A 19,169-nucleotide genomic window follows, 5' to 3' on the forward strand; every position below is an offset into this window, starting at 1 on the left:
CGATCGGGAACGTGGCTGGTCGAAGGCGTGCGTCGCGAGCGGGGCTCTCCCTGGTGCTGCTGCTCGCCGTGCTCGTCGGCTGTGGCGGGCGGGCGCCGTCGGACGCGGCGGCGACCGAGGTGCAGCGGGTGCTCGACCGGCGGGCGGTGGCGGTCCTCGACCGGGACGAGCCGGCGTACCGGGCAACGGATCAATCGGCCGCCGGGACCGCCGAGTTCGCGAACCTGGGCGCTGTCCCGCTGACGGCCTGGTCGTATCACCTGACCGACCTCCACCGCTCCGGCGACCGGGCCACGGCCGACGCCGAGCTGCGCTACCGGATCAAGGGGTACGACACCGCGCCCGTCACCGCCGCCCGCACACTGAGCCTGACCCGCACCGACGGCAGCTGGCGGGTCGCCTCAGACGAGCCCGCGAAGAAGTCGGGCGAGCAGCTGTGGGAGCAGGGGGCCGTGAAGGTCGTACGGGGTGCGCACAGCCTCGTCCTGGGGGTCGGGCAGACCGGCGAGCGGCTGCGCGCGTACGCGGACCTCGCGGACCATGCCGTGCCCGCCGTGTCCCAGGCGTGGGGCACCGACTGGTCGCGGCACGTCGTCGTGCTCGTACCGAAGTCGCTGGAGGGGATGGCGGGGCTGCTCGGCGCCCCGGCGTCCGGGTACCGGGGGATCGCGGCGGTGACCACCGGTGAGGCCGGGGGCTCGGCGAAGGCGCCCGCCGACCGGATCATCGTCAACCCCGACGCGTACGGCATCCTCGGCGACTTCGGCAAACAGGTCGTGCTCACCCACGAGACGACGCACGTGGCCACCCGCGCCCACACCACGGCCGCCACGCCCCTGTGGCTCTCCGAGGGCTACGCGGACTGGGTCGGCTACCGCGGCAGCGGGCGGACGGCCACGCAGGTCGCGCCGGAGCTGGAGCAGGCCGTCAGGGAGGGGCGTGTCCCGGCCGCGCTGCCGGTCGACAAGGACTTCGGGTTCTCCGGGGACGCGGCGAAGCTGGCGCAGGCGTACGAGGGCGGCTGGATGGCCTGCCGGCTGATCGCCGACCACTGGGGCGAGGTCCGGCTGAACGACTTCTACCGGGCGGTGGGCGACCACGGGAAGCGGGCCGGGGCGGTCGAGGGCGCGCTGCGGGATGTGCTGGATACGACGCCGGAGAAGTTCACGGAGCAGTGGCGGGCCTACCTCAGGGCTCAACTCGGCTGACGCAGCTGGGAGATCGCCTCGGTGAGCCATGCGCGTTCCGCTTCTCCGGTGGCTCGTGCCACCCGCAGGATGCCCTGGCGGAACAGGTCGTCCGTCTCCTCCGCGCGTACGGGTTCTCCGTCGCGGTAGAAGAAGCTCGCGGGGGTGGTGAGGAAGTCCAGACGGCGCCGCAGAACGGCCGCCTGCTCCCGGGGGTCCGGCAGGTGCCGCAGGAAGGCCAGGACCGTGTTGAAGCGCACCTGGTCGGTGATCTCGGCCTGCTTGGGACGGCGCAGCCGCTCCAGGAGGTCCTCGCGGCCCTGGTCGGTGAGCGACAGGATGCGGCGTGGGGCCGCGCTGCTGCCCGGCTCCGTGTGCTGACTGAGTTTGCCCGCCGTGACCAGCCGCGTGATCGCGGGGTAGAGCGCGCCGTCGCTCACCGGGCGGACGTGTCCGTTGAGCGCCTTGATGCGCTCCTTCAACTCGTAGCCGTGCAAAGGCTCTTCGGCGAGAAAGCCCAGGATCGACAGCTCCAGCATCCGGTTCGGCCCCCTTCTTGAAGTCGTCGTGCGGCCATGGTACCTCTTATCGAGCTACCTCTAAACGAGGTAGCTCGTATCGAGATAGCCTGCCGCACGAGGGAGCCCCTGTGAACGCCCATCGCAAGCAGCTCATAGCGCTCGCCCACCCCGTCTACCTCTCGCTGCTCGCCTCCGTTGCCGCCGGGATCATCAACACCGTCTGGGTCTCCCGGCTCGGCGGCGCCGCCGTGGCCGCCGTCGCCGTCGCCACCAACACCGAGAACGTGCTGCTCGGCGTCGCCCTGGTCTTCGCCTCCGGGACGACCGTCCTGGTCTCGCACGCCAGAGGCGCACGGGATCCGGGCGCGGTCCGGGCGGCCGTACGCGGCGGATGGGCGCTGTGCGCGGTGGTCACGCCGGTGGTCGCCGTGGGCGGATATCTGCTGCGGGAGCCGCTGGCCCGGCTGGTGCTGGGCGGCGACGGGCGCGCCCTGTCACTCGCCGTCGGGTACTTCGCGCTCTCCCTGCCCGGCATCGCCGTCTTCTTCGCGCAGAACCTCGTCGACGGCATCCTGAAGGGCACCGGCGACACCCGCACCCCGATGCGGCTCGCCCTGCTTGCCAACGGTCTGATCCTCGGCCTCGACCCGCTGTTCATCCAGGCGTACGGCGTCCAGGGCGCCGCCGCCTCCACGGTGCTGTGCCGCTGCGTGGCCCTGGCCGTCGGGCTGCTCGCCCTGCGCGGGAACACGCTCCTGCGCCAGGCGGCAGCCGTCCGGCCCTCGGAGGCCACCGGTGCCGCCCTGCGCAGGACCCTGACCACCGGCCTGCCGATGTCCGCCGACTTCACCGTCCGGCAGGGCGGGGCGCTGGTCCTGGTCGCCATCGTGGCCAGGCTCGGGGTGACGGCCGTGGCCGCGTACTCGATCGCCTACAAGGTCATGTACATCGCGACCATGGCGTTCTACTCGGTCCGGCAGGCCGCCTCGATCCACACCGCGCACACGCGGGGCGCGGGCGGGGACGAGCGGGGTGCCATCGGACGCCAGGCCGTGCTCGTCTCGGGAACGGTGGGCGTGCTCGCCGCTTCCCTGCTCGCTCTCCTCGCCCCCTGGATCATGCGGGCCTTCGGCGCCGGACCCGCGGTCGCGCACGACGGAGTCCTCTTCCTGCGCTGTGTCGGGCCCTACCTGCTGCTGATGGCCTGCTTCATCGCGCTCGGCGGGGTCTTCGAGGGCAGCGGGGGAGCGCCGTTGCTGCTCCGGGTGACGCTGACCGGGACGGCGGTCCAGCTCCCGCTCGCCTACGCGCTGTCGGGGCTGGGGCTGCCCGGGATATGCCTCGCGCTGGCACTGTCCATGACGGTGCAGTGCGCCGTGCTGTTCGTGTGGATCGGGCGGCACCGTCAGGAGGACGCGAGGGTCTCCTTGGTGCGGGCGGCCTGAGAGGGGACCGTCGGGGCCGGCTCGGACACCGTGCCCCGCCACAGTTCCAGCGCGGCGAGCAGCGTGGCGATCACCAGCAGACCGTTGCGGGCGAACAGCAGGGTGATGCCGAGCCGGTCGCTGGAGACCACGTGCGAGAACCAGATCGGGAACTCCAGCACGGTCACGAAGCACGCGGCCAGCACCAGACCGACCGGCAGCGCCATGCGGCTGCCGCGGAAGCACAGACAGACGGCCGCGAGCCCGACCAGCCAGACCATGTACTGCGGGCTGATGACCCGGCTGGTGGTCGTGAACATCAGCACGGCCACGAACGCGGCGTCGGCCAGTGTGTGCGGCAGGAACCGCTTGGCGCACAGCCGCCACAGCAGCAGCCAGCCGAAGGCGACCGCGGTGAGCACCAGGGCCGCCGTGCTGACGACATCGACGTACGGGCCGAGGAACTCCACGGAGCCGTAGTTGAGCAGTACCTGGCCGTCCCAGCCGTACTGCCGGGCCACATGGAAGACGAGGGAGCCGAGCGACTCGACCTCGGTGCCGCGGTCGCGCTGGAAGGTCAGGAAGGAGAAGGCGCCGGGCATCGCCATGGCGAACAGCACCGCGATCCCACCGGCGGACACCGCCGCCGCGGTCCACGCCCGGCGCCGGACGGCCCCGACGAGCAGCAGCACCGGCCACACCTTCACCAGCGCGCCGAAGCCCACGAGCATGCCCATCACCCGCGGATGGCGCGCACCGGCGAGCAGCGCCGCGACCGCGACGGCCGTCACCATCACGTCGTAGCGGGCGTACACGGTCGGCCCGAGCAGCGGTACGCCGACCACCCACACCCAGGCGCCGCGCAGACTCTTGCCGGAGCGCAGGCCCGCGTACTGGAGCAGCCCGAACACCACGAAGTCGGCGAGGAAGGCCAGCACGAAGAAGGCCTGCGCGTATGCGAGGAAGGGCAGCAGCGCCGGGGAGAGGATCGCGAGCGCGGCGGCCGGCGGGTACTGCCAGGTGACGTCGTCGAGCGGGAAGGTGCCGTGCTTGAGGACCTCGTACCAGCCCTGGTAGATCACCGAGACATCGCTCGTGACATCCGGGCCGGGGAAGACGTACACCTTGAACACGAAGAGGAGCAGCACCAGCCTGGTCAGGCCCCAGGTTCCCACCAGCGCGAGCACTCCGAACGGGAACCTCTCCCCCCTAGCGCCCTCCATGCCCACCTGGCCCTTGTCCGTCCGGATATCCGTCCGGATGGTCCGTCCGGAACTCATGTGCTGTGCCGCTGCGATTTCGCGGTGCCATGATGTCGCGTCGCCCTGTGTGCGAGCCATCAAGCGCGGCCGTGCGGAGCTGTGAGTATAGGTTCGGTACTGTCGAACACGATGCACAAGACCCTGATCGTGACGAACGACTTCCCGCCCCGCCCCGGCGGCATCCAGGCGTTTCTGCACAACATGGCGCTGCGCCTGGACCCCGAGCAGCTCGTCGTCTACGCCTCCACGTGGAAGCGCGGCCGTGAGGGCGTCGAGGCGACCGCCGCCTTCGACGCCGAGCAGCCCTTCACCGTCGTACGGGACCGCACGACCATGCTGCTGCCGACCCCGGGCGCGACCCGCCGCGCCGTCGGACTGCTGCGCGAACACGGCTGTACGTCGGTGTGGTTCGGGGCGGCGGCACCGCTCGGCCTGATGGCTCCCGCGCTGCGCAGGGCGGGAGCGCGACGGATCGTGGCGACCACGCACGGCCATGAGGCCGGCTGGGCACAGCTGCCCGCCGCGCGTCAGCTGCTCCGCCGTATCGGCGAGTCCACGGACACCCTCACCTACCTCGGCGAGTACACGCGCTCGCGGATCGCCTCCGCGCTGACCCCCGAGGCCGCCGCGCGGATGGTCCAGCTGCCGCCCGGCGTCGACGAGAAGACCTTCCACCCCGGCTCGGGCGGTGACGTGGTCCGGGCCCGGCTCGGTCTGACCGACCGCCCGGTGGTGGTCTGCGTCTCCCGTCTGGTCCCGCGCAAGGGCCAGGACACCCTCATCCTCGCCATGCCGCACATCCTGGCCAAGGAGCCGGACGCGGTCCTGCTGATCGTCGGAGGCGGACCGTACGAGCGGGACCTGCGCAAACTGGCCTACGACACCGGGGTCGCCGACGCGGTCCGCTTCACCGGCGCGGTGCCCTGGTCGGAACTGCCCGCCCACTACGGCGCGGGGGACGTCTTCGCCATGCCGTGCCGGACCCGCCGGGGCGGGCTGGATGTCGAGGGGCTCGGCATCGTCTACCTGGAGGCCTCCGCGACGGGTCTTCCCGTGATCGCCGGCGACTCCGGCGGGGCGCCTGACGCCGTACTCGACGGCGAGACCGGCTGGGTCGTCCGCGGTGGCTCTGCCGAGGAGAGCGCCGACCGCCTTGTCGCCCTCCTCGGCGACTCGGAGCTGCGCCGGCGGATGGGGGAGCGGGGGCGGGCGTGGGTGGAGGAGAAGTGGCGCTGGGACCTGCTGGCCGAGCGGTTGAGGGAGCTGCTGTAGCGCCTAATGGGGTGCCGCTTGGGGGGCATTGGCGACTGCGGGTGAGTGGGGGCTGGTCGCGCAGTTCCCCGCGCCCCCAAAGGGGCGCGGGGAACTGCGCGAGCAACCACTGACGACCCGCAGCCGCCAGAACACCTCCACCCCTACGGCGACAAGGCGCCCCTAGCCCCGGTAAATCGCCTCGATCTCGTCGGCGTAGTCCTTCGCCACAACATTCCGCTTCAGCTTCAGCGACGGCGTGAGGTGCCCCGACTCCTCGGTGAACTGCGAGGACAGGATGCGGAACTTGCGCACCGACTCCGCCTTCGACACCGCGGCGTTGCCATCGTCGATCGCGTCCTGGATCGCGCTCAGCAGATCCGGGTCCTCGCGGAGCGACGCCGCGGTCGAGCCGGCAGGCTTCCCGTGCTCCGCGGCCCAGCGGCCCAGGAACTCCTCGTCGACGGTGACCAGCGCGCCGACGAACGGGCGCCCGTCGCCGACCACCATGCACTCCGCGACCAGCGCGTGCGCACGGATGCGGTCCTCGATCACGGCCGGGGCGACGTTCTTGCCGCCCGCGGTGACGATGATCTCCTTCTTGCGGCCGGTGATACGGAGGTAGCCGTCCTCGTCGAGGGTGCCGATGTCACCGGTGTGGAACCAGCCGTCGGCCAGCGCCTCGGCGGTCGCGGCCTCGTTGTTCCAGTACCCCTGGAACAGGTGCTCGCCGTGCAGCAGCACCTCGCCGTCGTCAGCGATGCGGATCACGGAACCCGGCAGGGGCTGGCCGACCGTACCGATCTTCGTACGGTCCCAGGGGTTGAAGGCGGTGGCCGCGCAGGACTCGGTCAGGCCGTAGCCCTCAAGGACCGTGAAGCCGATGCCGCGGAAGAAGTGCCCGAGGCGCTCGCCGAGCGGGGCGCCGCCGGAGATGGCGTACTCGCCGCGACCACCCAGTACGGCGCGCAGCTTGCTGTAGACGAGTTTGTCGAACGTCTTGTACTTGATCTTCAGGCCGAGGGACGGGCCCGAGGGGGTGTCCAGGGCGCGGCTGTACGCGATCGCCGTGTCCGCCGCCTTGTCGAAGATCTTGCCCTTGCCGTCCGCCTGCGCCTTGGCGCGCGCCGAGTTGTAGACCTTCTCGAAGACGCGCGGCACACCGAGGATCAACGTCGGCCGGAACGCGGCCAGTTCATCGGTGAGGTTCTTGATGTCCGGGACGCAGCCGAGCTTGATCGGCGCCATCATCGGCGCGACCTGCACGAGCCGCCCGAAGACGTGCGCGAGGGGCAGGAAGAGGAGCACCGAACACTCGCCCGTACGGAACAGGGGGCGCAGCCGCTCCACGATGTTGCCGCACTCCGCGAAGAAGGCGCGGTGGGTGAGGACGCACCCCTTGGGGCGGCCCGTCGTGCCGCTCGTGTAGACGATGGTCGCCGGGTCGTCGGCCTTGGCGAGTGAGCTGCGCTCCTCGACGGTCGCGTCGCTGACGTCCTTGCCGAGGCGGCCGAGCTCGTCCACCCCGCCGGCCTCGATCTGCCAGACGTGCCGGAGAGCGGGCAGCCGGTCGCGCAGCGACTCCACGGAGGCCGCGTGCGTGTCGAGCTCGACGATGCAGGCGGTCGCGCCCGAGTCGCCGAGGACCCACTGCACCTGCTCCGGCGAGCTGGTCTCGTACACCGGCACAGTGATCGCGCCGGCGCTCCAGATCGCGAAGTCGAGCAGCGTCCACTCGTAGCGGGTACGGGACATCAGGCCGACCCGGTCGCCCGGCTGAACGCCGGAGGCGATCAGGCCCTTGGCGGCGGCACGCACCTCGTCGAGGAAGGTGGTGGCGGTGACATCCGTCCAAGTGCCGCCGACCTTGCGGGCGATGACGGCTACGTCGGGATGCTGCGCGGCGTTTCTGCGGACGATATCGGTCAGATTGCCGTCCGCAGGGACCTCGTACAAAGCCGGAAGGCTGAACTCGCGCAAGACTGCTGCTCCTCATAGGGCGCCGACGCCACGACTCTGTGTGATGCGACGGTGCGGTCCAAGGCTCGGGCAGGTACTCAGGAGATCACTTGTTGAAAACCTGAGTACGACTGGACTGCCCGGACGTTACCCACCGGTACGGCCATTTAGATAGGGGGTCCCGGCGAGATGTTCCCTGCGTCACACAGCTTGGCGTTCCTTTGCGCAGAGTAGTCCACACGGTTACTGACTAGCCAGTAACCGCAGGTCCGACCGCCTCTATTCACGTTTGCCCCACAGGCTTACGCTTGATCGTCATGGCACCTACACCGGTCGGAAATCCGAGGACGCGCATTCATGTGGTCAGTGACGTGCACGGCAACGTCCGGGACCTGGCCAGAGCCGGTGACGGCGCGGACGCCCTGATCTGCCTCGGTGACCTGGTCCTCTTCCTCGACTACGCCGACCACTCGCGCGGCATCTTCCCGGACCTGTTCGGCGAGGAGAACGCGGACCGCATCGTCGAACTGCGCACCTCCCGCCGTTTCGAGGAGGCCCGCGCGTTCGGCGCCCGGCTGTGGTCCGGCATCGGTACCGACCGGGGCGCCGCCATCGAGAAAGCGGTGCGCAAGCAGTACGCCGAGATGTTCGCCGCGTTCCCCACACCGACGTACGCGACCTACGGCAATGTCGACATGCCGACCCTGTGGCCGGAGTATGCCGGCCCCGGCACGACCGTGCTCGACGGCGAGCGGGTGGAAATCGGCGGCCGGGTCTTCGGGTTCGTCGGCGGGGGACTCCAGACACCCATGCGGACGCCGTACGAGATCAGCGACGAGGAGTACGCGGCGAAGATCGAGGCGGTCGGCGAGGTCGACGTGCTGTGCACGCACATCCCGCCGGAGGTGCCGGAGCTGGTCTACGACACCGTGGCGCGCCGTTTCGAGCGCGGCAGTCGGGCCCTGCTGGACGCGATCCGCCGCACCCGCCCGCGCTACTCGCTCTTCGGTCATGTCCACCAGCCGCTCGCCCCCCGGATGCGGATCGGGGCGACGGAATGCGTGAATGTGGGGCACTTCGCGGGGTCGGGCCGGCCGTGGGCCCTGGAGTGGTGAGCCGCCGGCCGTGGTGAACCCCAGGTGGGGTGATAGCGCCCGTGGCTGTGCGCGGTAGCCTTCACGCTGCACACACGTGCGCACCACCCTCCCTCACCGGACCGCATCTGGAGGAGCCACCGCGATGGCGGAACACACCAGCTCGAGCATCACGATCGAGGCGGCACCGGCTGACGTCATGGCGGTCATCGCCGACTTCGCCCGCTACCCGGACTGGACCGGCGAGGTGAAGGAGGCGGAGGTACTCGCCACGGACGAGCAGGGCCGCGCCGAGCAGGTGCGCCTCGTCATGGACGCCGGCGCCATCAAGGACGACCAGACCCTCGGCTACACCTGGACCGGCGACCACGAGGTCTCCTGGACCCTGGTCAAGTCCCAGATGCTCCGCTCGCTGGACGGCTCGTACATCCTCAAGCCCGCGGGTGCCGGCGCCACCGAGGTCACCTACCAGCTGACCGTCGACGTCAAGATCCCCATGCTCGGCATGATCAAGCGCAAGGCCGAGAAGGTCATCATCGACCGGGCGCTGGCGGGCCTGAAGAAGCGCGTGGAGTCGGGCGACGCGTGACCCTCCGGGGGTGACGCCGGCTCCCGTTGTGTGTCGGGTTCGGGCCGGTGGGGGCTGGTCGCGCAGTTCCCCGCGCCCCTAAAGGCTCGGGGCTGCGCCCCGTAGCAGCCCCCGGCCCGCCCCGGGTTCTTTTAGGGGCGCGGGGAACGGCGCGACCAGCCCCCACCGGTCCGCAGCCGACACCCAACCGAACGCGGGCCAAGGCGGAGCCCCAGGTACCGTTCACCCTCATGCGCACCATCCTGATCACCGGGCCCGGCGGCACAGGCCGTACGACCGTCGCGGCCGCCACGGCGTTGCGGGCCGCCCGCCAGGGCACCCGCACCTTGGTGCTCAGCGCCGACCGCACGGACACCCTGGGTGCCGTCCTCGGCGTACCCACCGGCACGGAGCCCATCGAGGCCGCACCGAACCTCACCGCCTGGCGCCCCGACGCGGCGGAACGCTTCCGCGAAGACCTCACCGCCTTCCAGCAGCGCGCCACCACCGCCCTGGACCTGCTCGGCGCCTCCCGCCTGGACGCCGAGGAGGTCACCCCCCTCCCCGGCGCCGAGGAACTCGCTCTCCTGCGCGCCCTGCGCGACGCGGCGACATCGGAGACGTACGACCTCCTGGTCGTGGACCTCCCCCCGGCCCCCCAGGCCCTCGCCCTCCTCGCCCTCCCCGAGGAACTCCGCCGCTATCTGCGCCGCCTGCTCCCGCCGGAGCGCCAGGCGGCCCGCGCCCTGCGCCCCGTCCTCGGCCGGCTCGCGGGCGTCCCGATGCCCGCGGAATGGCTGTACGAGACGGCGGCCCGCTGGGACCTGGAGCTGGCCGCCGTGGAGGCGGTCGTCGAGGACCGCGCCACGACCGTACGGCTGGTCGCCGAGCCGGGCCCGGCCGGTTCCGACGCCGTACGCACCGCCACCACCGCCTTCGCCCTGCGCGGTCTGTCCGTCGACGCGCTGGTCGCCAGCCGTGTCCTGCCCGGCGCCACGAACGACACCTGGCTGGCCGCCCTCGCCGCCCAGCAGCGCAAGGCGCTGGACGAGTGGCGGGAGACCTACGACCTGCACGAGGTCCCGCACCTCGGACACGACCCGCGCGGCACCGGCGACCTCGCCGCGCTCCCCGTGCCCGGCGTCAACAAGACGCCACCCCCGGTCGAGTGGCCCGTCGTCGACCAGCTGGCCGACGACGGCGTGCTCGTCTGGCACATCCCGCTCCTCGGCGCGATACGCGAGGAACTGGACCTCGTGCGGCGCGGCGACGAACTCGTCATCACGGCCGGACAGTTCCGCCGGATCGTGCCACTGCCGTCGGCCCTGCGCCGCTGCACGGTGGCCGGCGCGGCGCTCCGCGAGGGCGAGCTGAGGATCCGTTTCGCGCCGGATCCCGGTCTGTGGCCACGCACGACGTGACCGAGTCGCCCCCTCTGTGGCGGCGGACAGGGTGAACGGTGTACCCCCGTTCGGGTAACGTCGAAGGCACGAAACGTAGGCAGGAGTCCGCCATGAGCGAAGAGCGCCCCACGTCCGACGCCGCTCAGGAGGACGTGGCTGACGAGGTGCGTGCCGAAGAGGCGCGCGCGACCGACGCCGACGCCTGGGCGAAGGCCTGTGCCGAGGATCTCGCGGCGGAGAAGGCCCGCCGCCGCGCCCAGCACGGCACGCCGCCGGGCACGGCGGCCGAGGAACTGCGCAAGCTCGTCGACGCCGTCGCCGACAAGCTGTCCGGACTGAACTCGCCGCTCTTCGGCGCGGTCGCCTCCGGCACGGCCCAGCAGATGGTCAACCAGGTCGTGCAGCAGGCCAAGGCCGCCGTCGAGCCTGTGATAGAGCGGAACCCCGAGGTGTTCGACCACCTCGCGGCCGCGGGCTCCGAGCTGCTCGCCGCCTACCGCTCGGCCGTCGAGGCCCAGGAACGGCGCTGGACGACCCGGGACACGGGCCCTCGCGACGAGGGGACCGGTCCGGGGGAACACATCGACTTGGACTAAAGGCCCCTCGGGTACGGTTGGCCGTAGCGGGGCTCGACCGAAACTGAGGGATTCATGGGACTCACCATCGGCGTCGATATCGGCGGCACGAAGATCGCGGCCGGTGTGGTCGACGAGGAAGGCAACATCCTTTCGACGCACAAGGTGCCGACCCCCAGCACGCCGCAGGCCATCGTGGATGCCATCGCCTCCGCCGTGGAGGGCGCGCGCGCCGGTCACGACATCGTTGGCGTGGGCATCGGTGCCGCCGGATATGTGAACCGCCAGCGCTCGACGGTCTACTTCGCGCCGAACATCGACTGGCGGCAGGAGCCCCTCAAGGCCGAGGTCGAGGCCCGGGTGGGCCTGCCGGTCGTCGTCGAGAACGACGCGAACGCGGCGGCGTGGGGCGAGTACAAGTTCGGCGCGGGCAAGGGCCACCGCAACGTCATCTGCATCACCCTGGGCACGGGCCTCGGCGGCGGCATCATCATCGGCAACAAGCTGCGCCGCGGGCACTTCGGCGTGGCCGCCGAGTTCGGCCACATCCGCATGGTGCCGGACGGCCTGCTGTGCGGCTGCGGCTCGCAGGGCTGCTGGGAGCAGTACGCCTCCGGGCGCGCCCTCGTCCGCTACGCCAAGCAGCGCGCCAACGCGACCCCCGAGAACGCGGAGATCCTGCTCGCCCTCGGCAACGGCACGCCCGACGGCATCGAGGGCAAGCACATCTCGGTGGCCGCCCGCCAGGGCGACCCGGTCGCGGTGGACTCCTACCGCGAGCTGGCCCGCTGGGCCGGCGCCGGCCTCGCCGACCTGGCCTCGCTCTTCGACCCCTCCGCCTTCATCGTCGGCGGCGGCCTCTCGGACGAGGGCGAGCTCGTCCTCGACCCCATCCGTAAGTCGTACAAGCGCTGGCTCGTCGGCGGCAACTGGCGCCCGGTGGCCGACGTGATCGCCGCCCAGCTGGGCAACAAGGCGGGCCTGGTGGGCGCGGCGGACCTGGCCCGGGAGCCGGACCCGATCATGTAACCCCCACGCACCATGTCGCCGCACATCGCCCGCCGCGCCCTTTCAGGGGACGGCGGGCGGTGCCATATAGCCTCCGCTCAGGGAAGCGTCCCCAAAGGGGCGCGGGGCGGTGACATCATGCGGCTCCGCCGCGTGGGCGCGACCAGCCCCCACTCACCCGCGGCCGAAGAACCACCCGCAGCATTCCGGCTCCCCCCAGCGGAGCGCTACCGTATCTTGATCACCATGCCGACCAGCCCTTCCGCCAGTCCGCTACCAGCGCCCCGCACGGAACCCGACGGTTCAGCCGTCATCCGGGTCCTCAGCTACAACATCCGCTCCATGCGCGACGACACCGCCGCACTCGCCCGCGTGATCACCGCCTGCGAACCGGACCTCGTCCTGATCCAAGAGGCCCCCCGCTTCTTCCGCTGGCGCAAGAAACTGGCAAGGCTCGCGGCCGCCTCCGGCCAGGTCATCCTCTCCGGCGGCGCCACGGCGGCCGGCCCCGCCCTCCTCTGCTCCCTGCGCGCCACGGTCGAGCGCACCGAGGACGTCCTGCTCCCGCTCACCCCCGGCCAGCACCGCCGCGGCTTCGCCACCGCGGTCGTCCGCTTCGGAGGCGCCCGCCTCGGCGTCCTGAGCTGCCACCTCTCGCTGCGGCAGGACGAGCGGTACGAGCAGGGCGGCATGCTCCTCGACCGACTCGCTGGCCTCGGCACCCGGTACGCCGTCGCGGGCGGCGACCTCAACGACCGCCCCGACGGGCGCACCTTCAAGCGCCTCGCCGCCGCCCTCCAGGACGGCTGGGCGACCCACCCGTGGGGCGCGGAGAACACCTCCGCGCACACCAATCCCCACCAGCGCATCGACGCCATCTTCGCGACTGAGGGCGTGGAGGTCCTGGGGTGCGGGGTGCCGGTGGGTCTCCCGGGCGTGACGGAGACAGACCTGAGGGCGGCCACGGACCACCTGCCGGTCCTGGCCGCCCTCAGAGTGCCCGCGTCCTGAGGCGGCGGGTCAGACCACCGCGCCCCGCCCCGGATCGTCCCCGTCCTCGTCGTCGGTCTTCATACGTGCCACCAGCGTGGCGAAGCCGCCGACGAAGCCGCCGATGCTGACGGTGGCGAGCCACCAGGTCATCTCCCAGCTGAGGAGGACGGCCAGCAGGAGCAGGATGGGTCCGCCGATGACACCGAGCCAGGCGAACTTGGCGGTGGTGTCGGCCTCCGGCAGCGGGGGCGGCTCGGGCGGTACGAAGTGGCCCTCGTCGTCCTCGTCGAAGTCGTCCTCGGTGGGCTCGGGCGCCTGGTAGTCGCGCGGGCCCCCGACACCGGGTGCGAAGGCGATCGAGCTGCCGAGGGCCTTGCCCCCGGATCCGGACTCGGAACCGGAGCCGGAGCTGGAACCGGAGTCGGATCCGTCCCCGGACTCAGCAGCGTCCTTGATGTCCCTGCTATCCCCGTTGCCGCTGTTGCCGCCGTCGCCCCTGCCGCTCTTGTTGCCGCGGCCGGTCCCGTTGTCGCCGCCGTCGGTCCCGTCGTTCGTCTCCGGGTCGAGGAGCGCCAGGTCCTCGATCGACTTGAACGGTTTAGCGCCGGGCGGGTCCGGCGGCTCCTCGCCGTACCCGGCGACGATCGCCTGCCACGCGGCGTCCTCGTCGAAGGGCACGCTCTGCTCCTCCCCGAGAGTCGCGTCGAGAGTCGCGTCGAGAGGCTCACCGAGAGTCCCGTCGACGGACCCGTCGAGGGGCTCGCCGAGAGGTACGCCCTTCTCCTCGGAGTCGCCGCGCTCCGCGTCGTGCTCAGCCACCGGTGGCCGTCCCTTCCTGCTGACCCACCTGACCCGCGTCGGACTCCTTGCCGACGCCGGGCGCGAGCCGGGCGATGAACGCGTAGCTCTCCTCGAAGATCCGGTCCGCGTCGTGGTCCAACGTCGCGACGTGGTAGCTCTGTTCCAGCAGGATCTCCGTCACGTCCGTGGACGACACCCGGCTGAGGACGCGCGCCGAGTCGGCGGGGGACACCACATGGTCCTGGAGGCTGTGCAGCAGCAATATCGGCTGGGTGACCTGCGGCAGATCGGCGTCGACGACCCCGAGGAGGTTCCGCAACGACTGCGCGGCGTGCAGCGGCACCCGGTCGTACCCGACCTCGTCCGCACCCTCCTTCGCGATGTCGCTCACGATTCCCTTGACCGACCGCACGAAGTGCCGGAGCACCGGGAGGGCGTGCGCGGCCGGACCATGCACCTTGTTCAGCGGGTTGACGACCACGATGCCGCTGACCTCGTCACCGTGCTTGGCCGCCAGCCGCAGGGTCAGCGCGGCGCCCATGGAGAGCCCGAAGACGAACACCTGAGTGCACCGGTCCCGCAGGGCGCGAAGCTCGCGGTCCAGCTCCGCGTACCAGTCCTGCCAGCCGGTGAGCTGCATGTCCTCCCAGCGCGTGCCGTGTCCCGGCAGCAGCGGCAGCGCCACGGTCAGGCCGCGCTCGGCGAGATACTCCGCCCAGGGTCGCAGCGACTGCGGGGACCCGGTGAAACCGTGGCAGAGAAGGACGCCGACCTCTCCGCCCTCGTGGCGGAACGGCTCGGCTCCCGGAAGGACCGGCACCTTCGGTCTCCTGTTCATGAGGCGGACGGAACGGAACCCCCGAGGCTTCGAGGCGTACTTCACCGTACGCGACCGCACTGACACCGACCAGGGTCGTCGGGTCCTTTGACGGTGCTCCGGGTTAAGGTCTGATCGACGACACAGGAGGCACTCGGTTGATCTACGGCGCTATGAAGTTTTCCATCGGAGGGCCACTGAAGCTCGCCTTCAGGCCCTGGGTGGAAGGCCTCGAGAACATCCCCGCCGAGGGCCCCGCCATTCTGGCGAGCAATCACCTGTCGTTCTCGGACTCGTTCTTCCTGCCCGCGGTCCTCGACCGCAAGGTGACCTTCATCGCGAAGGCCGAGTACTTCACGACGCCCGGCATCAAGGGCCGGATGACCGCCGCCTTCTTCAAGGGTGTCGGCCAGCTCCCGGTGGACCGCTCCGGCGCGCGCGGTGCGGGCGAGGCGGCGGTCAAGAGCGGTGTCGACGTCATCGAGCGCGGTGAGCTGTTCGGCATCTACCCGGAGGGCACGCGCTCGCCCGACGGCCGCCTCTACCGCGGCAAGCCCGGCGGCCTCGCGCGCGTGGCGCTCGCCACCGGTGCGCCCGTCATCCCGGTCGCGATGATCGACACCGAGAAGATCCAGCCTCCGGGCAAGGTGATGCCCAAGCTGATGCGCCCGGGCATCCGCATCGGCAAGCCGCTGGACTTCAGCCGGTACATCGGCATGGAGCACGACCGTTTCGTGCTCCGCGCGGTGACCGACGAGGTCATGTACGAGATCATGAAGCTCTCCGGCCAGGAGTACGTCGACATCTACGCGACGGCCGCCAAGCGGCAGATCGCGGAGGCGGCGAAGGCCGACAAGGACGCGGAGAAGGCGGCGAAGGCCGCGCTCGCGCAAGCCGAGAAGCAGGCCGCCAAGGAAGCCGAGCAGGCGGAGAAGGAACGGTCCGGCTCCTAGGCGCGTCCGTCTGGACGTGTGGGAGTGGACGGGGTGGGGGAGCGCCCCGGAGGCGAACGAGCCATAAGAGGGGGGCCATGGCGAAGCGCGAAAGAGTCATGAGGATGTCGGTCGAGCAGCCGCTGTGGCGTGCGCTCACCGCGTACCGCGTGCTGACCATGCTGTACGCGATCGGCCTGTTCGCCACCGCGTACGACAAGTTCACCCGCCCCTGGGTGGCGATCGCGTTCTACGCACTGCTGTTCGTGTGGACCCTGGCGACCCTCCCCAGGGTCGCGAACGCGGCCAGCTGCACCAAGCGGTTCCTCACCGCGGACCTCACCATCGCGCTCGCCGGCATCCTGCTCACCCGGGTCGCCGACGCCTCCTCGCGGATAGAGGCCGGCGGCCCGACCCTGCCGTCGATATGGACCGCCGGCTCCGTCCTGGCCTTCGCGATCAAGGGCGGCTGGCGCTGGGCCGCCTTCGCCTCCACGCTCGTCGCCGCCGTCAACATCGTCGAGCGCGGTGCCCCGACCCGCGACACCGTGCACAACGTGATCCTCGTCTGGGTCGCCTCCATCGCCATCGGATACGTCGTCGAGGTCGCCCGCGCCTCGGAGCTCACCCTCGCCCGCGCCCTGGAGATCGAGGCCGCCACCCGCGAACGGGAGCGCCTGGCCCGCGACATCCACGACGGCGTACTCCAGGTCCTCGCCATGGTGCAGCGGCGCGCCTCCGCGCTCGGCGGCGAGGCGGCGGAGCTGGGCCGGATGGCCGGTGAGCAGGAGGTGGCGCTGCGCACGCTGGTCTCGGGCGGCCTGGTGCCCGTCTCCAGGGTGTCCGAGGACGCCGCGCTCGGCGCCGTCGTACGCGCGGTGGAGGAGCCGGACGACGACGAGGGCTCGGCGGACCCCGTCGACCTGCGCGCCCTGCTCGCCCCGTACGCCACGGCGCGCGTCACCTTCTCCGAGCCGGGCTCCCCGGTCCCGCTTCCCCCGGCCGCCGCACGGGAGTTGGCCGCCGCCGTCGGTGCCGCCCTGGACAATGTCCGCAAGCACGTCGGCGAGGACGCCCGGGCCTGGATCCTGGTCGAGGACGAGCCGGACGAGGTGGTGGTGACCGTCCGCGACGACGGCCCCGGCATCCCGGAGGGCCGGCTCGCCCAGGCCGAGGGCGAGGGACGGCTCGGGGTGGCCCTGTCGATCCGCGGCCGGCTGCGCGACCTGGGCGGCACGGCGGAGCTGATCTCGGTCCCGGGCCAGGGCACGGAGGTCGAGCTGAAGGTACCGAAGGTTTCCCGGGGGAAGGCGGAACGGCGATGAACAAGACGGTGGGACGGCGATGACGGAGGTCAAGGACGTGGCTGGGCAGGCCCCGATCAAGGTCATGGTGGTCGACGACCACCCCATGTGGCGCGACGCCGTGGCGCGCGACCTGGCCGAGGCCGGCTTCGACGTGGTCGCCACCGCGGGGGACGGCGAGCAGGCGGTGCGCCGCGCCCAGGCCGCCGCGCCCGATGTCCTCGTGCTCGACCTGAACCTGCCCGCCAAGCCCGGCGTCCAGGTCTGCAAGGAGCTGGTCGGCGCCAACCCGGCCCTCCGTGTCCTGGTGCTGTCGGCCAGCGGCGAGCACGCGGACGTCCTGGAGGCGGTGAAGTCCGGTGCGACGGGCTACCTCCTCAAGTCGGCGTCCACGGAGGAACTGATCGACGCGGTCCGCCGCACAGCCGTCGGCGACCCGGTGTTCACGCCGGGCCTCGCGGGCCTGGTCCTCGGCGAGTACCGCCGGCTGGCCTCCGAACCGGCCTCCGCCACGGGCACCGACGAGCCCAGGGCCCCTCAACTCACCGACCGCGAGACCGAGGTGCTCCGGCTGGTCGCCAAGGGCCTGAGCTACAAGCAGATAGCCGAGCGCCTGGTCATCTCCCACCGCACGGTCCAGAACCATGTGCAGAACACCCTGGGCAAGCTGCAACTCCACAACCGCGTCGAGCTGGTGCGCTACGCCATAGAACGCGGCCTTGACGAGGCGTAAACCTCACGCACCCCTCTTTCGAGTGAAGCCTCAGGCGAGGACGACTGATCAACACCCGCACAATTCACCGGAATTGACCTTCCGCACCATGCCGAAGTGACCTGGATCACTATTAGCGTGAGTCCCATCAGGCAACCGCGGCGAAGGGACTTTTCCATGCGGGTCGGAGTACTGACCGGAGGCGGCGACTGCCCCGGACTCAACGCCGTCATCCGGGGCATCGTCCGCAAGGGCGTGCAGGAGTACGGATACGACTTCGTCGGCTTCCGGGACGGCTGGCGCGGACCGCTCGAGAACGACACCGTCAGGCTGGACATCCCCGCCGTGCGCGGCATCCTGCCCCGCGGCGGCACCATCCTCGGCTCCTCACGCACCAACCCCTTGAAGCAGGAGAACGGCATCCGCCGCATCAAGGAGAACCTCGCCAAGCAGGAGGTCGAGGCGCTCATCGCGATCGGCGGCGAGGACACGCTCGGCGTCGCCGCGCGCCTCACCGACGAGTACGGCGTGCCCGTGGTCGGCGTACCGAAGACCATCGACAACGACCTGTCCGCCACCGACTACACCTTCGGCTTCGACACCGCCGTAGGCATCGCCACCGAGGCGATCGACCGCCTGCACACCACGGCCGAGTCGCACATGCGCGTCCTTGTCTGCGAGGTGATGGGCCGCCACGCGGGCTGGATCGCCATCCACTCGGGCCTGGCCGGCGGCGCCAACGTCATCCTCATCCCCGAGCAGCGCTTCGACGTCGACCAGGTGTGCGCCTATGTGACCTCGCGGTTCAAGGCCTCGTACGCCCCGATCGTGGTCATCGCCGAGGGGGCGATGCCCAAGGACGGCCAGATGGTCCTCAAGGACGAGTCCCTCGACTCCTTCGGCCATGTACGCCTCTCCGGGGTCGGCGAGTGGCTGGCCAAGGAGATCGAGAAGCGCACCGGCAAGGAGGCCCGTACGACGGTCCTGGGCCACATCCAGCGCGGCGGCACCCCCAGCGCCTTCGACCGCTGGCTGGCCACCCGCTTCGGCCTGCACGCCATCGAGGCCGTCCGTGACGGCGACTTCGGCAAGATGGTCGCCCTGCGCGGCACGGACATCATCCGCGTCCCCATCGCGGAGGCCACGGCCAAACTGAAGACGGTAAGCCCCGAGCTCTACGAGGAGGTAGGCGTCTTCTTCGGCTGACGGACGCAAGCCCCCGACGACGGTCAGCCGCGAACGGCGGCAAGGGGCCGGGTCGGGGGTGTCCGCCCGCAGCGGCTGGCGCGTCAACGCCGGTTCCTCGGACCCGACCGATTCCGCGCCAGACCGAGGACGGATACCCCCGACCCGGCCCC

Annotated in this window: 18 protein-coding genes; 13 read left to right on the forward strand and 5 right to left on the reverse strand. The window is 71.2% G+C overall.

Translation table 11 applies throughout. The annotated features are described in order from the left end of the window. Window positions 1-11 precede the first annotated feature (11 nt). Window positions 12-1,208, forward strand: coding sequence for a hypothetical protein (locus OIC96_RS35165; protein ID WP_330462149.1), 1,197 nt, complete (start codon window positions 12-14; stop codon window positions 1,206-1,208). Here OIC96_RS35165 and OIC96_RS35170 read toward each other — a convergent pair. After that, window positions 1,196-1,726, reverse strand: a complete 531-nt coding sequence (locus OIC96_RS35170) for a PadR family transcriptional regulator (protein ID WP_330303973.1) — start codon at window positions 1,724-1,726, stop codon at window positions 1,196-1,198. The two genes, OIC96_RS35165 and OIC96_RS35170, sit on opposite strands and share 13 nt — an antisense overlap. 110 nt (window positions 1,727-1,836) lie before the next feature. Between OIC96_RS35170 and OIC96_RS35175 the strand changes: the two genes are divergently transcribed. Then, a complete protein-coding gene (locus OIC96_RS35175; protein ID WP_330303972.1) occupies window positions 1,837-3,153 on the forward strand; it encodes an MATE family efflux transporter in 1,317 nt (438 codons plus the stop codon). Here the strand turns inward: OIC96_RS35175 and OIC96_RS35180 are convergent. Continuing rightward, window positions 3,114-4,355, reverse strand: a complete 1,242-nt coding sequence (locus OIC96_RS35180; RefSeq protein WP_330303971.1) for a glycosyltransferase family 87 protein — start codon at window positions 4,353-4,355, stop codon at window positions 3,114-3,116. The genes OIC96_RS35175 and OIC96_RS35180 overlap by 40 nt on opposite strands. Before the next feature lie 168 nt (window positions 4,356-4,523). On the opposite strand from OIC96_RS35180, the gene OIC96_RS35185 reads away from it, so the two are divergent. Beyond that, window positions 4,524-5,666, forward strand: coding sequence for a glycosyltransferase family 4 protein (locus OIC96_RS35185; protein ID WP_330303970.1), 1,143 nt, complete (start codon window positions 4,524-4,526; stop codon window positions 5,664-5,666). Between the two features lie 162 nt (window positions 5,667-5,828). On the opposite strand, the gene OIC96_RS35190 is transcribed toward OIC96_RS35185, so the two are convergent. Beyond that, the gene (locus OIC96_RS35190; protein ID WP_330303969.1) at window positions 5,829-7,625 is read right to left on the reverse strand and encodes an AMP-dependent synthetase/ligase; all 1,797 of its coding nucleotides are present in this window, start codon (window positions 7,623-7,625) and stop codon (window positions 5,829-5,831) included. A gap of 296 nt (window positions 7,626-7,921) precedes the next feature. Between OIC96_RS35190 and OIC96_RS35195 the strand changes: the two genes are divergently transcribed. The 6 genes from OIC96_RS35195 (at window position 7,922) to OIC96_RS35220 (ending at window position 13,263) form a co-directional block, all read left to right on the forward strand. Next, window positions 7,922-8,719, forward strand: a complete 798-nt coding sequence (locus OIC96_RS35195; protein ID WP_330303968.1) for a metallophosphoesterase family protein — start codon at window positions 7,922-7,924, stop codon at window positions 8,717-8,719. 124 nt (window positions 8,720-8,843) lie between these two features. Next, window positions 8,844-9,287 (forward strand): SRPBCC family protein, encoded by a 444-nt coding sequence (locus tag OIC96_RS35200; protein WP_327428089.1) that lies wholly within the window; start codon window positions 8,844-8,846, stop codon window positions 9,285-9,287. 230 nt (window positions 9,288-9,517) lie between these two features. Continuing rightward, complete coding sequence (locus OIC96_RS35205) at window positions 9,518-10,687, forward strand: ArsA family ATPase (RefSeq protein ID WP_330303967.1); 1,170 nt, start codon at window positions 9,518-9,520, stop codon at window positions 10,685-10,687. A gap of 92 nt (window positions 10,688-10,779) precedes the next feature. Continuing rightward, window positions 10,780-11,265 carry a DUF5304 domain-containing protein gene (locus OIC96_RS35210; RefSeq protein ID WP_330303966.1) on the forward strand — a complete coding sequence of 162 codons (486 nt, stop codon included), beginning with the start codon at window positions 10,780-10,782 and terminating at the stop codon, window positions 11,263-11,265. Between the two features lie 54 nt (window positions 11,266-11,319). Then, window positions 11,320-12,273 (forward strand): ROK family glucokinase, encoded by a 954-nt coding sequence (locus OIC96_RS35215; protein ID WP_330303965.1) that lies wholly within the window; start codon window positions 11,320-11,322, stop codon window positions 12,271-12,273. A 225-nt stretch (window positions 12,274-12,498) separates the two neighbouring features. Beyond that, window positions 12,499-13,263 carry an endonuclease/exonuclease/phosphatase family protein gene (locus tag OIC96_RS35220; protein ID WP_330303964.1) on the forward strand — a complete coding sequence of 255 codons (765 nt, stop codon included), beginning with the start codon at window positions 12,499-12,501 and terminating at the stop codon, window positions 13,261-13,263. A gap of 9 nt (window positions 13,264-13,272) precedes the next feature. Here OIC96_RS35220 and OIC96_RS35225 read toward each other — a convergent pair whose 3' ends face one another. Next, window positions 13,273-13,923, reverse strand: a complete 651-nt coding sequence (locus OIC96_RS35225) for a hypothetical protein (protein WP_406502253.1) — start codon at window positions 13,921-13,923, stop codon at window positions 13,273-13,275. Between the two features lie 133 nt (window positions 13,924-14,056). Continuing rightward, window positions 14,057-14,866: an alpha/beta hydrolase gene (locus OIC96_RS35230; protein WP_330310061.1), complete on the reverse strand. Its 810-nt coding sequence runs from the start codon at window positions 14,864-14,866 to the stop codon at window positions 14,057-14,059. Between the two features lie 170 nt (window positions 14,867-15,036). On the opposite strand from OIC96_RS35230, the gene OIC96_RS35235 reads away from it, so the two are divergent. The 4 genes from OIC96_RS35235 to OIC96_RS35250 all read left to right on the forward strand — a co-directional run bounded on the left by OIC96_RS35235 (window position 15,037) and on the right by OIC96_RS35250 (window position 19,017). Beyond that, window positions 15,037-15,816: a lysophospholipid acyltransferase family protein gene (locus OIC96_RS35235; protein WP_330303962.1), complete on the forward strand. Its 780-nt coding sequence runs from the start codon at window positions 15,037-15,039 to the stop codon at window positions 15,814-15,816. A 77-nt stretch (window positions 15,817-15,893) separates the two neighbouring features. Continuing rightward, window positions 15,894-17,120, forward strand: a complete 1,227-nt coding sequence (macS, locus tag OIC96_RS35240) for a MacS family sensor histidine kinase (RefSeq protein ID WP_330303961.1) — start codon at window positions 15,894-15,896, stop codon at window positions 17,118-17,120. Between the two features lie 19 nt (window positions 17,121-17,139). Beyond that, entirely contained in the window at window positions 17,140-17,832 is a 693-nt protein-coding gene (locus tag OIC96_RS35245) for a response regulator transcription factor (protein WP_330303960.1), read from the forward strand. A gap of 156 nt (window positions 17,833-17,988) precedes the next feature. After that, the gene (locus OIC96_RS35250) at window positions 17,989-19,017 is read left to right on the forward strand and encodes a 6-phosphofructokinase (RefSeq protein ID WP_330303959.1); all 1,029 of its coding nucleotides are present in this window, start codon (window positions 17,989-17,991) and stop codon (window positions 19,015-19,017) included. The last annotated feature ends 152 nt before the right edge of the window (window positions 19,018-19,169 follow it).

The organism is Streptomyces sp. NBC_00775 (assembly GCF_036347135.1).
GTDB classification, from domain to species: domain Bacteria; phylum Actinomycetota; class Actinomycetes; order Streptomycetales; family Streptomycetaceae; genus Streptomyces; species Streptomyces lutosisoli.